Here is a 15,812-nt window from a genome sequence, read left to right on the forward strand (position 1 = left end):
CTGACCGTCAGACAGCCAGAACCGCAGCTCGGGTACGGCGTGCTGCTGTGGATGAACAGGCCCGGCGGCAACCCACGGGATCAGCAGGAGGAGCCATATGACAGACCAGGCTCGTTTCGGCGACGCACTGGCTGAGCCTAGGTTCCTTGTGGTGTTCGGCGCACGGTCGCTGGGAGTCGTGGCTGACGCGCTGCGTACCGTTGCGGTCTCGGTTCTGGTGTTCGAAGCAAGCAACTCGCCGCTGCTGGCCGCCGTGACTTACGGCATCGCCTATCTCCCGCAGGTCATCGGCGGAGTGTTCCTCGGGTCCCTGGCCGACCGGCTTCCGCCGCGGGCGCTCATTTCCGCGGGCTTTGCGCTGCTGTGCGCGATCGAGCTGATCATTGCTCTCGCGGAGCCATCGATCTTGGTAAGCCTGCTGCTCGTGGCGACCGTGGCCGTCTCCGCGCCGATCTTCGCCGGCTCCACCAGCAGGGTGGTGACCGAGGTCCTCACCGGAGACGTCTACGTCCTCGGCCGATCACTGTTCAACATAGCTGCCTCTGCTGGGCAGCTCGTCGGGCTTGCCCTCGGCGGGTTGGCCGTCGCCGGTCTGGGCGGCAGCAGCACCGTGTTGATCAGCGCGGGCCTCCATGCGTCCGCCGCAGCCACCGTGTGGTTCCTGCTGCGCGGGGTGAAGCCTCCGGGCACGCCTTCGCAGAGCCAGTCCATCTTGACTGCCAGCCTGGCCAACACTCGTGCGCTTCTCGGCAACACCCGCGTCCGGGTTCTGCTGCTCGCCCAGTGCCTGCCGCCGAGCTTCGTGACCGGCGCGGAGAGCCTCATGATCCCGTACGCGTCCGCGCGCGGCGCCACGCCTGCCACAGCGGGCATGCTGCTGGCCTGCCTACCCGTTGGCATGATCGTTGGTGACTTCGTGGTCGGCAGGTTCGTCCGGTCCACCACCAGGGAACGGCTCACCGTTCCTCTCATGGCGGTCCTGGGAGCGCCCCTGGTGTTGCTGGCCTTCTCGCTGCCCCTCGTGCTGGTGGCGGTACTTCTGATGATCAGCGGCGTCGGTTTCGCCTATGGCCTGGGACTGCAACGCCGCTTCCTCTATGCCGTGGCCGAGCCCGAACGCGGGCTCGCATTCGGACTGCTGGCCACCGGCGCCATGACCCTTCAGGGTGTCGGTCCGGTGATCTTCGGGACCCTGACCGAGGCGGTATCCACGAGCACCGCGATAGCGCTGGCCGGCGTCGCGACTGTGGCGTCAGCTGGATGGCTCGGTATCTCGCTTCGCCATCACGCCCCCATCGAAGATGAAGGCGGCCGCGTCCTCGGAATCCGTTCCAGCCGCAAGCGCGGGCGGCTTCTCCATCCCTTGAAAGGCGGTGCAAGAAACGGAATGCAGGAGGATATCTGGCCCGAAGGGCGCCCCATGACCGGTGCGGGCGAGGAAGTTCCGCTCACTGGTGGCGATATCACCGAAGGTCTGGTGCGCGTCGGGAACACCGTCCGACGCCCGCACCTGACGCAGTCTCCGGCCGTCGCCGCCTACATGGCCCACGTTGTCGGAGCAGGATTCACCGGGGTTCCACGCTGGCACGGCCGCGACGACAAGGGGCGCGACGTCTTCGACTTCATCGAAGGCTCGGTGCCGGGAAACCCGCCCGAGTCCTGGGCTGTCACGGACGAGGTGGTGGCGGAGATCGCGGTGCTGCTGCGCCGGCTGCACGACGCCTCCGAGTCGTTCGTGCCGCCGTCTGACGCCAAATGGTTCGGCCAGCAGCTACAGGTGCAGCTCCCCGCCGACCTCGAACGGCTGTATGACAAGCCTGAGCTCATCAGTCACTGCGACGTGACCCCGCAGAACACAGTCTTCCGTGACGGCCATCCGGTGGCCCTCATCGACTGGGACGTATCCCGCCCGACCACCCGGCTTCTCGACGTTCTGGACACCGCGACCTGGTGGGTGCCGCTGACGCACCCCACCGACCGCGCTCCGGCCTTCGCGGATGGTGATGTGCCCGCCCGGTTGCGCCTGTTCCTCGACTCCTACGGCCTCGACCAGGAGCGCCGCGACCAGTTCCTGCCCCTTGCGCACCGGGCGGCCCGGCGTAGCTGGTACCTGATGCAGGCCGCCGCCGAGCAGAACGGCGGCGGCTGGGCCCGGATGTGGTCGGACGGAGTGGGCCACTGGCTGCGTCGCCGGCAGGAGTGGCTGGCGGCTGAGCACGACACGCTGGAGAAGGCCATTCGCAACCAGGGCACGTAGCGCGCTCGGCACGGGCGACAGCGCAGCTTCATCAGAGTCCTCCTGATGACGCCCGTCTGAGCCGGCCGGCGGCATCCGCGCTGACCGCACCTTCACTCCGTGCTGCCGGCCGGCTGCTCTCTTGCCCGGAGCCCTGTCCTCATCGATGCCCGGCCCCGAGCCGGCTCGTACCTACAAGATCGGATGGCGAACGACTCGTAGATCCTTTATCGATAGCACCATTTGACATCCTCTGTGGATGGGTCTTTCCGGGACGTATTGATCCAGTTTCAAACAGTCCAATCATCGCAGCTCACACGGCATTATCGCCGCATCTGCACGCCGAACCAAAGATCGCCGAACCGGACATTACCGGCCTGGCTCTCGCGCGGACCAAGGCAGGGCGGCGATCCACCCTATCGTGATCTCGCATAGATGAGTTACGATGCATTGCGAGATCAAATCGGGGCTCTGGGAAAATCGGAATCGGAATTGGGTGCATTCCCCATTCCGTCGCATCCATGGACACACCGAAATTAATGTTGCCTTGGCGCGGACGATTTGAAGGGTATCCCCTGCAGTCGGAAAGGAAATCGGCATGACTCAGTCCGCACCCGAAGATCAGGCCCGCGAACACGCCGCCCAGGAACGCGACCGCGCTACCCAGGCCCGCGAACGCGCTACCCAACAGCGCGCCCGCGCCACCGAGCAGCGTGCCCGCGCCGTCGAGGACCGCGAACGTGCCGGCGGTGAGCGCGAACGCGCCACCGAGGCCCACACCACCGCTGACCAGGCCCGGGAGCGCGCCACTCAGCAGCGTGAGCGTGCCACCGAGCAGCGCGAGGCACGTTAAGGACTGCCCGGATGCGCAGCCGTGGGGACGACCCTCCCCGGGGCGGCTCAGGTGCGGCACCGTCGACCTGCCGAGGGTCACGACGCCTGCGGCGCGCATGAACAGCGTGAACCTGGACTCGTGCCGGAATGGGACAGTCCGCCGATGCCGCGTTCGATGAGGGTGAATTGATGGCAGATAGTGAGGTCGAACGCAGGGCCAGGGCATTGTACGAGGCGCGGGAGAAGCGCCAGCCGATCGCGCCGTTCACCGACGCGGATCCGTCCCTGAACATGGACGACGGCTACCTCATCCAGCGAGCGTTCACTGAATTGCTCGTCGCGGACGGAGAAATCCTTTCTGGCTACAAAGCTGGGCTCACTTCCGCGGCCATGCAGGATATGTTCGGGGTGGATACTCCGGATTACGGGCCGGTGATGGCCTCCACCATCCGCGGCGACGGAGCGACCGTCTCGCTCGACGCATTCATCGCCCCGAAGGTGGAAGCGGAGATCGTCTTCGAGCTGGCGGCACCGCTGGCCGGTCCCGGTGTCACGCTGCGGCAGGCGCGCGCGGCGATCGGCGCGGCCATGGCCGGGCTTGAGATCGTGGACTCGCGCATCGAGAACTGGCGCATCAGGCTCGCCGACACGATCGCCGACCTCGGCTCAACCGGCGCGGCCGTGTTCGGGCGGGCTGTCACGCCGTCACCGGATCTGGATTACCGGCTGGTGGGCATGGTCTTCTCCCGCAACGGCGAGCTTGTGGCGACCGGTGCGGGCGCTGCGGCTCTGGGCGATCCGGTGGCGGTCCTGGCGTGGCTGGCGAACGTGCTCGGCGAGCACGGCATCGCGCTGGAGGCAGGACAGGTGATCATGACCGGTGCCTTGCACGCCGCGGTTCCGCTGAACCCGGGCGACACCTTCACCGCGGAGTTCGACCACCTGGGCTCGATCACATTGCACGTCGACGGCAGCGAGCCGACCGAAAAGGAGGCGATCGCAGGATGAACGAAGCCGGACGGGTTTCCGTGTCGGTGCTCGGCACCGGACTCATCGGCATAGACCTGGCGAGCAAGATCATGCGTTCGGATCGTCTCGACCTGCGGCTCGTCGCCGGCCGGGATGCCACGAGTCCAGGGCTCTCCCAGGCGGCCCGGCTCGGCATGCCGGTCGCGACCAGGGGCATCCACTCCCTCATCGAAGCCGGGGAGCCCTTCGACGCGGTATTCGACGCGACCAACGCGTTCTTCCATGCCGAGCACGCCGAGAAGCTCTCGGCTCTCGACACCCTGCTGATCGACCTGACGCCCAGCCGGGCCGGGCACATGGTCGTACCGACGGTCAACAAGGCGGAGATCGTCTGGCACCGCGACATCAGCATGGTGAGCTGCGGCGGGCAGGCGTCGATACCCATTCTGAACGCGATAACGAAGGTGCACGAGATCGACTACATCGAGGTGGTGACCACGGCCGCCACGCTTAGCGTGGGCCGCGGGACCCGGATGAACCTTGATGAGTACGTGGAGACCACCCAGGAGGCCATCCGCGGCTTCACCGGCGTCAAGGACGTCAAGGTGATCCTCAACATCAGCCCCGCACGGCCGCCGGCGACCTTCCGGGTCGCGATGGCTCTGCTGGGAAAGGGCCTCACCACCGACTCGGTGCACTCGCTGGTGACCGGAGCCGCGAGAGAGATCCGCTCGTTCGTCGAAGGCTTCGACGTGAGGGCGTGCACGGTGGATGACTCTCAGATCTTCATCGCCGTGGAGGTCACGTCATCGGGAGACCGCATACCTCGATACGCCGGGAACCTCGACATCATCAATTCCGCCGCGATCCACGTCGCCGAGTGCTATGCGGTGGACCGCCTCTCGACGCCGGGACGGAGACGTCATGAGCAAGGCAACAGCAGGCCGAGGGGCCCCGTCGGGCAGGCTGATCCAGATTCATGATCCGAGTTTGCGCGACGGCCACCACGCCGTCCGGCACAATCTTGGAGCGGAGCAGCTGCGCGCATACGCGGAGGCCGCCAACGCGGCGTTCGTTCCGGTGGTCGAGGTCGGCCACGGCAACGGCCTGGGTGCCTCCTCCCTTCAGGTCGGCCAGGCCCGGCTGGCAGACGACGAGATGCTGGCGATCGCCAGGGAAGCCCTGACATACAGCAAACTAGGTGTCTTCCTGCTGCCGGGATGGGCCACGCTCCGTGACATCAAGAACGCCATCGCGTACGGCGTCGACGTGATCCGGATCGGCACCCACTGCACCGAGGCAGACCTCGCCGAGCGGCACCTCGGCTTCCTGCGCGATCGGGACGTGGAGGCGCACGGTGTTCTCCTGATGAGCCACATGGCGACTCCGGATGGACTCGCCGAGGAGTGCGCGCGGCTCGTCAGATTCGGTGCGAGCGGCGTCGGCATCCTCGACTCCTCGGGGCACTACCTTCCGGCGGACGTCACGGAGCGCATTCGTGCCATCAAGGCCACCGTCGACGTGCCGGTGATGTTCCACGGCCACAACAACCTCGGCATGGCTGTGGCGAACTCCATCGCGGCCGCCGAGGCGGGAGCCGACATCCTGGATGCCTGTGCCCGGGGCTTCGGCGCCGGCGCGGGCAACACCCAGCTGGAGGTTCTGGTTCCCGTCCTCGAACGGCTGGGGTTCCGGACGGATATCGACCTTTACCGTCTCTTGGACGCGGCGGACGTCGCGGAGCGGGAATTGATGCCCGCGCCGCCCACGATCGATTCCGTCTCCGTCGTCAGCGGACTGGCCGGGGTGTTCTCCGGGTTCAAGAACCGCGTGCTCGACATCTCCGCACGCGAAGGTGTCGACCCTCGCGACGTCTTCTTCGAACTCGGCCGGCGTCAGGCGATCGCGGGTCAGGAGGACCTCATCCTGGACGTCGCGCTCGCCCTGCGCAGGTCCGAACCGGGCCGGGAATTCGACAGGCTCCGGCAATGACAGAAGGGCGAGCTGTGTTCGACGTGCTCAAGCGCATCCTGGTGGACGACTTGCAGATCCGGGCGGAGGACATCACCCCGGCGGTGAAACGCACCGAGGTAGGCATCGACTCCCTTGCCGTGACCGAGCTGGCGACTGTGCTGAACAGCAGGCTCGGCATCGAGATCCATGACTATGAACTGCTGGAGCTCCGCACCGTCGGGGACATCGCCGACTTGATGGACGAGCGCTGTTCCGCCGCCAGGGAACGTGAACGCGCCGAGCTGCAACCCGCAAACGTGGCACCAAAGACCACCTGGAGCGCCCATGCCAATGCCACGCCTACGCACCGCCCTTGACAGTCTCGCCGGCTACCGGCCCACCGACAGGACGCGCGGCCCCCACCATCTTCGTCCCCTGTCCGCCAACGAGTCCGCGCACAGCTCGCTGCCCCCTGTCCTCGCCGCGGTGGCGGAGGCCGGCCTGGACATCCACCGATATCCGGACCCGAGTTGCGCCGAGCTGACTCGGGAGCTCGCCCGGCGACACGGAGTCGACCAGGACCGGGTCCTGGTGGGTGCGGGATCCCTCGCACTGCTCCAGGCGATGTTTCACGCCGTCGGTGAGCCCGGCGCCGAGGTGGTGTACGCCTGGCGAGCCTTCGAGCTGTACCCGGTCCTCGCCGACCTCGCCTGGATGCGCTCGGTCCGCGTACCGCTGAGCGACGAGACGCACGATCTCGCCGCGATGGCCGACCGGATCACCGATGCCACGCGGCTGGTGCTGATCTGCAATCCGAACAACCCGACCGGCACCGTGGTCGGCGGCGACGCGCTGCGGGCGTTCCTGGACCGGGTCCCACCGACGTGCCTGGTGGCTCTCGACGAAGCGTATTTCGAGTACGTCAGCGAGCCGGGCGTGTCCAGCGGCCTGCACCTGTGCGACGCGTACCCGAATTTGGTCGTGCTGCGTACGTTCTCCAAAGCCTATGGTTTGGCCGGCTTGCGGGTGGGTTACCTGGTGGGCGCCGCCGGGCTCGTCACGCAGTTGCGCAAAGCCTGCCTCGCGTACGCGGTCAACACCGTCGCGCAGCACGCGGCGCTCGCGGCGCTCGGCATCGAGAAGGAGCTGCTGAGGCAGGCCGCCACCACTGTCGCCGAGCGCGACCGGGTCAGAAAGACCCTGCTGGCCGACGGCTGGGACGTGCCGGACTGCCAGGGCAACTTCCTCTGGCTGCGACTCGGCGACGACTCGGGAGCGTTCGGCCGGTGGTGCCTGGACGCGGGCATCGCGGTGCGGGTCTTCGACGGCGAGGGCATCCGCGCGTCGATCGGTGCGACGCTGGACAACGACGCCTTCCTCACCGCGGCGAAGCAGTGGCGGGACCAGCCGGCAGCAGTGACCGCCGGCGCCCTGACGGATCGGTGTGGCGCGTGATGGCCATGAAGGTCTCCTCGCGCATGATCGACCACAGCAGCCTGTCCCGGCAGGTGGTCGTCTCCCCGGGCATGTGCAGTGGCGGTTCGCTGATCTTCGGCACCATCGGGGACTGGACGTGGGAAACCGTGGCGGCGGCATGCCGCGCCAATGTGTACGCGGCGCGCACGGCGCTGGGGCAGCCCGCCTACCTGTCCTTCTACTACTACCGGGTACGCGGCGGCGAGGTCGTCCACCCGCACGGACTGACGTTCGGCGACGAACTCCACGTGAGTTCACGGGTATTCCACCTCGGCACCCAATCGGTGCTGACCCTGCACCGGCTCGCGCCCGCCGCTCTCGATCTGGCAGACGCCCCGCTGAATCCTGCGGAAGCCCATGAGCTGCCGCACCCGGACTGCATGTATGTGGAAACCTTCAACCGGTGGATCTCGCGCACCCGGCCGGGCAGCAACCACGGCCTGGCAGAGATCGCCCCTCCTGATTTCGCGTTCGCTGACCTGCCGCGGTTGCCGAATCAATACTCGCCGCGCGCGCTGGTCGGACGGGCGCGCCAGGCGGGCGGCTTCTGCGACCCGATCCCGCAGGATTTCGCGGTGACAGGCCCTGAGTGCACCTTCGAGTACGCGCTGGATGTCGTACGGGACATGAACGGTGTGGGCCTGGTCTATTTCGCGTCCTACTTCTCCATCTTCGACACAGCGCTCCTGCGCCTATGGCGCTCGCTCGGCCGCTCTGACGAACACTTTCTCCGGCGCCGCGTGATCGACCAGAAGGTGGGCTATTTCGGGAACGCCGATCCGGGCGCCCTGTTCATGATCACCGTGCGCAGATTGCGCAGTGCCACCCGGCCGGAGATCGAGATCGCGGACATGGCGATGCGCGACGCCGCGACGGGGCAGCTACTCGCGGTCACCGCCATTGAGATCGCCCTTGACCCGCAGACAGACGTGAGGAGCTTGCGATGAATTCCGAACAGACTCGGCGATCGGCCCGTATCGCAGCCGCGGACATGGCGGCCACCGCCGCGCTCCTTCAGGTGGGCGCCGAACTCGGCATCGATCCGTTCCTCGATGGAGGAGAGCCCTTCACCGTCGCCGACCTCGCCGGAGCCGCCGATACTCCCGAGGGACCCATGACGGAATACCTTGCGGCATTGCTCGCCGCCGGACTTGTCGTGACGACCGGGGACAACGGTCACTTCCAGGCGGCTCCGGACTACCCGAACCAGCGTAATCACGCGGGCTATCTGTGCTGGGCGTTCACTGCCAACCGGCCGTTCATCGAGAACGCACCGATGTTCTTCCGCGATTTGGACGGGGCTGCCGAGGAGCACCAGCGCAACCCCCGCCGCGTGGCGGTCAGCTCCCGCTGGATCGGCACTCGTGATTTCTACCCGGCCGCCTTCGACCTGATCGTCCGTTCCGGCGCCGGCCACGTGGCAGACCTGGGCGCCGGAGCCGCGGGATTGCTGATCAAACTCCTTTCCCAGGATCACGGCCGTACCGGAATGGCTCTCGACATCAGTGAGAGCGCCTGCGCCGAGGCCCGCAAGGCCGCCGAGCGGGCCGGTGTCGCCGGACGCCTGGAGGTGATCCAGCGTTCGGTCCAGTCGCTGGCGGACGACCCGTCTCCGGTGGCCGGCGCGGACGTGATCCACGCCGGATTCGTGTTCCACGACGTCGTCGGAGACGAGGAAACCTTCGATGCGATGCTGCGAAGCTGCGGGGCGGCACTGGCGCGCGACGGCTTCCTGGCGATCACCGATGCGGTTCCGTACGCAACCGACGAGCGCGAACGCCGCTTCAGCGCGCTGTTCACCTATCTGCACGCCGGGTTCATGAACGTACGCCTCCCCACCGAAAAGGCGTGGATCGAAAGATTCCGCGCCGCGGGGTTCTCCCATGTCGAGGTCGTTCCGCACGAATTCCCTGGTGGCCGGCTCTTCATCGTCCAGAAGTAATCGTCCAGAAGTAGGGGTGACTGGTGACCAACCCGTTCGAGAACACCGAAGGCACCTATCTGGTGCTGACCAACGAGGAAGGCCAGCACTCGCTGTGGCCCGACTGGGCCGGCGTGCCGGAGGGCTGGAGCACCGTCTTCGGCCCGGTGCCGCGAGCCGACTGCATCAGCTACATCGAGCGCAACTGGACCGACATGAGGCCGCGCAGCCTGATCACCGACATGACCCGGGAGTGAGTGCCCGATGGTTGAGCCTACGCTCACGGATCGCTTCGAACAGCAGGTCGTACGGAGTCCCGACGCCATAGCTGTCAGCCACGACAACGTCCGGCTGACTTACCGCGAACTCGACGAACGTGCCAACAGGCTGGCTCATCTGCTGATCGCCCGCGGCGTCGGTCCGGAACGACTGGTGGCCCTGGCGCTGCCGCGGTCGCGCGACCTGGTGGTCGCGGTGCTGGCCGTGCTGAAGGCGGGCGCCGGCTACGTTCCACTGGACCCGGCACAGCCGAGCGCCCGGCTGGAGTACATGCTCAACGACGCCGCCCCCACCTGCACAGTACGTGCGGCCGGCGGCGAGCAGAGCGCCGATATCGATCTGAGCGCGGCGTCGACCAGGAAGCTGCTCGCCTCGCAGCCCGCCCACTCGCCCGGCCGCACGGCGTATCCGGGCAACGTCGCCTATGTCATCTACACGTCGGGTTCGACGGGGGAGCCCAAGGGCGTCTCCGTCACCCACCGCAACGTGGTCGGGCTCCTGGACGCCACTCATCCCTGGTTCGAGTTCGGTCCCTCCGACGTGTGGACGCTGTTTCATTCCTACGCCTTCGACTTCTCGGTGTGGGAGATGTGGGGAGCCCTGGCCTACGGCGGCCGTCTGGTCATCGTGCCCTACGAGGTGAGCAGATCTCCGGACAGGTTCCGCCTGCTGCTCTCGCGCGAACGCGTGACTGTGCTCAACCAGACTCCGTCCGCCTTCTACCAGCTCGACCAAGCCGACCAGAGGGTGGAGGGAAACGATCTGAGTCTCCGTCGGGTGATCTTCGGCGGGGAGGCCCTGGACCCGGGACGGCTGACCGGCTGGTGGACGCGTCACGGCCACGAAGCGGCCCAGCTGGTCAACATGTACGGCATCACCGAGACCACGATTCACGTCTCCTATCTGCCGCTGAACGCCACTCACGCCGAACAGGACGGCAGCCCGATCGGTGAGCCGATCCCGAATCTGCGCGTCCATGTGCTGGACGAGCGCCTGCGCCCCGTGCCGCCGGGCGCAATCGGTGAGATGTACGTCGGGGGAGCGGGGCTGTCTCGCGGCTACCTCAACCGGCCCGCGCTCACCGCGACCCGGTTCGTCGCCGATCCGTTCTCCGCCGGCCAGCGCATGTACCGCACCGGCGATCTGGCCCGGCTGCTGCCCGAAGGCACGTTGGAGCACCTCGGTCGCAGTGACGAGCAGGTACAGATCCGCGGATTCCGCGTCGAGCCCGAGGAGATCGCCGCCACCCTCACCCGCCATCCCGAGGTGGCCGACGCCGCGGTTGTACTGCGCGAGGACCAGCCCGGCGATCAGCGTCTCGTCGGGTACGTGGTGCTGAACGACACCGCTGGCGCTGACGGCAGCCAGGTCGTGGCGGAGTGGCGGTCTCTGTACGAGACGTTGTACGAGGACAGCAGTACGACCGCCTTCGGCGAGAACTTCGCAGGGTGGACCAGTAGTTACGACGGACGGCCGATCCCGCTGGAGCAGATGCGGGAATGGCGGGACGCGACCATCGGCCGGATCCGCGACCTGCGGCCGAACCGCGTTCTGGAGATCGGCGTCGGCAGCGGGCTGCTGATGTCCAAGCTGCTGCCGGACTGCGAATCCTATTGGGGCACCGACCTGTCGTCGTCGGCCATCGCGGTGCTGCGCCGCCACATCGGCCCGGATCAGCGCGTGGAACTGCTCAACCAGGAAGCCGACGACTTCACTGGGCTTCCCGCAGCGTTCTTCGACACCGTCGTCATCAACTCCGTGACCCAGTACTTCCCCGACTCCGGATATCTGGATCGCGTGGTGCGCGGAGCGCTCGGCCTGGTGCGGCCCGGCGGCGCGGTGTTCGTCGGCGACGTCCGCGACTTGCGGACGCTGCGCGCATTGCACACCGCTGTCCACCTCGCCCGGCAGGACGACGCCGCGAAGGTGCGCGAGGCCGTCGCACAGAGCGTGACCGGCGAGGAGGAACTGCTGGTCGCACCGGAGTTCTTCACGACAATTCCCGAGGCGGACGCCGTGGACATCCGGGTGAAGGAGGGTCGCTACCACAACGAGCTCACCCGGCACCGTTACGACGTAACCCTCTACCGCGGCCCGGTAGCCGTCGTCGACAATGCCGCGCTCCAGCACGAGCCGTGGAATGGCTCCGTGCCGGCGGTGCCGCCGAGTGGGCTTCTGGTCACCGGCGTTCCCAATGCCAGGGTGGCCGGAGAGGTCGCGGCGGCCGCTGCGATCGTCGAGGGACTCGACCCGGCCGAGGCCCGGAAGCGACTTGCGGCGGCAGCGGGGGTGGATCCCGCTGACCTGCCCTGCCCGGACGGCTTCCGGCGCATCGTCACACCCTCCGCCGCACCCGACCGCGTCGACGTCTATTTTCTGCCGGAGCACACCAGACAGATCGTCGCCGCCGCGACGAGCGGAGCACCGGGACCGCACACCAATGCGCCATTGGCCTCGCAGCGGATCCGTTCGGCGATCTGGGGACTTCGCACGTACCTGCGCGACACGCTCCCCGAACACATGGTCCCGGGCGCCGTCATGGTGGTGAACAGGCTGCCGTTGACCGCGAACGGGAAGCTGGACAAGCGGGCACTGCCGGCTCCCCGGTACGGCGACCTGTCGTTCAGGCGGGCGCCACGCAATCGCACCGAAGCCCGGCTGTGCGAATTGTTCGCTGAGGTACTCGGAGCCGACGACATCGGCATCGACGACAACTTCTTCGACCTCGGCGGTCATTCTCTCCTCGCCACCCGCTTGATCAGCCGTATCCGCGGCGAGCTCGGCATGGACGTGGACATCCGCGGCTTTTTCGCCAAGCCGACGGTGCGGGGCATTGCCGGTGGGGCGCGGGCGGACTCCGGCGAGCGGCCACCGCTGCGTCGGGCCGTGCGAACCGGGCCGATTCCGCTGGCGTCGGGGCAGCGCCGGATGTACTTCCTCGCCGAGCTGGAGGGCGTAGCGCCCAGTTACAACGTGCCGATTGTGTTGTCGTTGTCGGGTGTGGTGGACCGGGACGCGTTGGAGGCGGCGCTCAACGATGTCGTGGCTCGGCATGAGGCTCTGCGGACGGTTTTTCCTGATGGCCGGGTTCAGATTGTGGAGCAGCCGTCGGTCACGTTGGTGGAGGGTGGTTCGGTTGAGGAGGTGTCGGCTCGGCCGTTCGACCTCGGCACGGAAATCCCGGTCCGGGCTCATCTGATCGGCGACGTGCTGGTACTGGTACTGCACCACATCGCCTGCGACGGATGGTCGCTGCGGCCGCTGGCCCGGGATTTGGCGGAGGCTTACGCGGCCCGTTGTGCCGGCCGTGTCCCCGATTTGCCGCCGTTGCCTGTTCAGTATGCGGATTACGCGATTTGGCAGCGTGAGTTGTTGGGTGGTGAGGGTGATCCGGGCAGTTTGGTTTCTCGGCAGCTTGGTTTTTGGCGGCGTGAGTTGGCGGGTTTGCCGTTGGAGTTGGTGTTGCCGGTTGATCGGCGGCGTCGGGTGGGGGCCGGTCGGACGGGGGAGTATGTGCCGTTTGTAGTTGATGGGCAGGTGACTGCTGGGCTTGTGGGGGTGGCGCAGCGGTGTGATTCGACGTTGTTCATGGTGTTGCAGGCCGGGTTGGCGGGGTTGTTGACCAGGTTGGGTGCGGGGACGGATATTCCGTTGGGGACGGCGGTGGCCGGGCGCAATGATGCGGCGTTGGATGATCTGGTCGGTTTCTTTGTGAATTTGCTGGTGTTGCGTGCCGATACTTCTGGTGATCCGTCTTTTGAGGAGTTGGTGAGGCGGGTTCGGGAGGTTGATCTGGCGGCTTTCGCGCATCAGGATGTGCCGTTCGATCGGGTGGTGGAGGAGGTTAATCCGGAGCGTTCCGCTGATCGGCATCCGTTGTTTCAGACGATGTTGGTGTTGCAGAACAATGTGGATGCTGTTTTTGCTTTGCCGGGTGTGCAGGTGCGTCAGGATTATGGTTTTCAGGGGTTCATGGGGGCGAAGTTCGATCTGACGTTCACGGTGGCGCAACGTGGTGACGGTTTGGCGGGGGCGGTGGAGTTCTGCCGGGAGTTGTTCGACCGGCAGAGTGTTGAATCTTTGGTGTCGTGGTGGGTGAGGTTGCTGGCCGAGGTGGCTGTTGCGCCGCAGCGGCCGATCAGTGGTATCGATCTGCTCAGCCCGGCTGAGGTTGAGCGGTTGGCTGCCGAGCAGACCGGCCCGCCGGCTCAGGCACCTGCTGCCGATGTTGTCACGGTTTTTCGCCGGCAGGTGGCGCGTACTCCCGAGGCGGTGGCGGTCACGGCACCTTTGCAGCCGGCCGATCCCGATCTGTCGTATGCGCAGCTTGATGCCGCTTCGGATCGGTTGGCGGCCCGGTTGGTCGCGGCGGGTGTGGGACGGGAGACCGCGGTCGCGTTGATGATGCCGCGTTCGCCGCGTGTCGTGGTGGCGATCATGGCGGTGCTGAAAGCGGGCGGCTGTTACGTGCCGTTACCCGAAGCTTTTCCCACCGCGCTCCAGCAATGGGTGCTGCAGGAGACCGCGGCCACGCTGATCGTGACCGACGGCCAGCAGATGGACCCGGCCCTGCAGCATGACCGCACCATCATCGACATCACGCACGCCCTGAGCATCGACGCCACCCACACCGTCGCTGCGGGTGATGCCTGGCCCGCTGATCAGTTGGCGTATGTGATGTTCACGTCGGGGTCGACTGGCCGGCCCAAGGGGGTGGCGGTCAGTCATGGCAGCATCGTGGCGCTGGCCGCGGATGGTTGCTGGGATGAGGAATACCGGCGCCGGGTGCTGTTCCATTCCCCGCATTCTTTCGATCCCTCGGTTTATGAGTTGTTCGTGCCGTTGCTCTCCGGCGGGGCGGTGGTGGTCGCTCCTGCTGACCCGCTGGACATGTCCGAGCTGGCTCAGACCATCCGAGACGGCGAGGTCACCTCAGCGGTCTTCACCGCGGCGTTGTTCAACCTGCTCGCCGAACAAACCCCGCACGATCTGGCCCGGATGCGGTTGTCCTGGTCCGGCGGAGACGTCATCTCCGAAGCAGGGGTGGCCAAGGTCCTGGCGGCCGACCCGCGCACCAACGTCGCCAACGCCTACGGAGCCACCGAGACCACCGTCATCTCGACATGGCAGCCGATCACCAGCAGCTCCGGACCGATCCCGGTCGGGCACCCCATGGACGGAGTACGCGTCTACGTCCTCGACGAACGGCTACGGCTACAGCCACCCGGAGTGACCGGGGAAATCTACATCGCCGGAGCCGGCCTCGCCCGCGGCTACTGGGCCCGGCCCGACCTGACCGCCGAACGCTTCGTCGCCGACCCACGCGCCAACGGTCAACGCATGTATCGCACCGGTGACCTGGGCAGATGGAACCGGACCGGCACCCTGGAGTTCGCCGGGCGCGCCGACGACCAAACCAAGATACGCGGCTACCGCGTCGAACCCGGCCACATCGAAGCCGCCCTGCGCGAACTACCCGAGGTCGCCCACGCCGCCGTCATCATCCGCGAGAACCAGCCCGGCGACCGCCGCCTCATCGGCTACATCGTCGCCACCACACCCCACGACCAACTACCCGAACAGCTGCGCGAACAACTCCGCGACCGGCTGCCCGACCACATGGTCCCCGACACCCTGATCATGCTCGACGAACTCCCGCTCACTGCTAACGGCAAACTCGACAAACGCGCCCTGCCCACACCCGGCACCACCCACCAAACCCCCAGCCGCCAACCCCGCACCCCCACCGAACAACACCTCTGCACCATCCTCGCCGACCTACTCGCCCGCACCGGCGTCGGCATCGACGACAACTTCTTCGACCTCGGCGGCCACTCCCTGCTCGCCACCCGCCTCATCACCCGCATCCGCACCGAACTCCACCTAGAACTCCACCTGCGCACCCTGTTCACCCACCCCACCATCGCCAGCTTCAGTGGGCTACTGACTGATGCGGCTACCGGCCGTCCGGTACTCGGAGCGGTCGAACGCTCCGGTGAGCTGCCGCTGTCGGCCGGTCAACAGCGCATCCTGCTCATGGACGCGATGGTCGACCGGCCGATCTTCAACGTGCCGATTGTGTTGTCGTTGTCGGGTGTGGTGGACCGGGACGCGTTGGAGGCGGCGCTCAACGATGTCGTGGCT

Annotated in this window: 11 protein-coding genes; all 11 read left to right on the forward strand. The window is 66.9% G+C overall.

Going from position 1 to position 15,812, the window contains the following annotated elements:
• Nucleotides 1–97 precede the first annotated feature (97 nt).
• Nucleotides 98–2,257 (forward strand): MFS transporter, encoded by a 2,160-nt coding sequence (locus ACFQV6_RS38705; protein ID WP_378032680.1) that lies wholly within the window; start codon nt 98–100, stop codon nt 2,255–2,257.
• A 577-nt stretch (nt 2,258–2,834) separates the two neighbouring features.
• On the forward strand, nt 2,835–3,089 hold the full coding sequence (locus tag ACFQV6_RS38710; RefSeq protein WP_378032681.1) for a hypothetical protein: 255 nt from the start codon (nt 2,835–2,837) through the stop codon (nt 3,087–3,089).
• Nucleotides 3,090–3,217: 128 nt separating this feature from the next.
• A complete protein-coding gene (locus ACFQV6_RS38715; RefSeq protein ID WP_378032682.1) occupies nt 3,218–4,078 on the forward strand; it encodes a 2-keto-4-pentenoate hydratase in 861 nt (286 codons plus the stop codon).
• Nucleotides 4,075–5,022, forward strand: a complete 948-nt coding sequence (locus ACFQV6_RS38720; RefSeq protein WP_378032683.1) for an acetylating acetaldehyde dehydrogenase — start codon at nt 4,075–4,077, stop codon at nt 5,020–5,022. Before ACFQV6_RS38715 ends, ACFQV6_RS38720 begins: the two co-directional genes overlap by 4 nt.
• Before the next feature lie 7 nt (nt 5,023–5,029).
• Nucleotides 5,030–6,031 (forward strand): 4-hydroxy-2-oxovalerate aldolase, encoded by a 1,002-nt coding sequence (gene dmpG, locus ACFQV6_RS38725; protein WP_378032684.1) that lies wholly within the window; start codon nt 5,030–5,032, stop codon nt 6,029–6,031.
• Nucleotides 6,032–6,045: 14 nt separating this feature from the next.
• Nucleotides 6,046–6,369 (forward strand): acyl carrier protein, encoded by a 324-nt coding sequence (locus ACFQV6_RS38730; RefSeq protein WP_378032685.1) that lies wholly within the window; start codon nt 6,046–6,048, stop codon nt 6,367–6,369.
• Nucleotides 6,338–7,447, forward strand: a complete 1,110-nt coding sequence (locus ACFQV6_RS38735; protein WP_378032686.1) for a histidinol-phosphate transaminase — start codon at nt 6,338–6,340, stop codon at nt 7,445–7,447. Before ACFQV6_RS38730 ends, ACFQV6_RS38735 begins: the two co-directional genes overlap by 32 nt.
• On the forward strand, nt 7,447–8,415 hold the full coding sequence (locus ACFQV6_RS38740) for an LnmK family bifunctional acyltransferase/decarboxylase (protein WP_378032706.1): 969 nt from the start codon (nt 7,447–7,449) through the stop codon (nt 8,413–8,415). The genes ACFQV6_RS38735 and ACFQV6_RS38740 overlap by 1 nt, the downstream gene beginning before the upstream one ends.
• Entirely contained in the window at nt 8,412–9,410 is a 999-nt protein-coding gene (locus ACFQV6_RS38745; RefSeq protein ID WP_378032687.1) for a class I SAM-dependent methyltransferase, read from the forward strand. The genes ACFQV6_RS38740 and ACFQV6_RS38745 overlap by 4 nt, the downstream gene beginning before the upstream one ends.
• A 23-nt stretch (nt 9,411–9,433) precedes the next feature.
• Nucleotides 9,434–9,646, forward strand: coding sequence for an MbtH family protein (locus ACFQV6_RS38750; protein WP_378032688.1), 213 nt, complete (start codon nt 9,434–9,436; stop codon nt 9,644–9,646).
• Nucleotides 9,647–9,653: 7 nt separating this feature from the next.
• Nucleotides 9,654–15,812 (forward strand): amino acid adenylation domain-containing protein (locus tag ACFQV6_RS38755; RefSeq protein WP_378032689.1); only part of this gene is annotated, 6,159 nt, incomplete at its 3' end.

The organism is Actinoplanes sp. GCM10030250 (assembly GCF_042666575.1).
Taxonomy (GTDB): Bacteria; Actinomycetota; Actinomycetes; order Mycobacteriales; family Micromonosporaceae; genus Actinoplanes.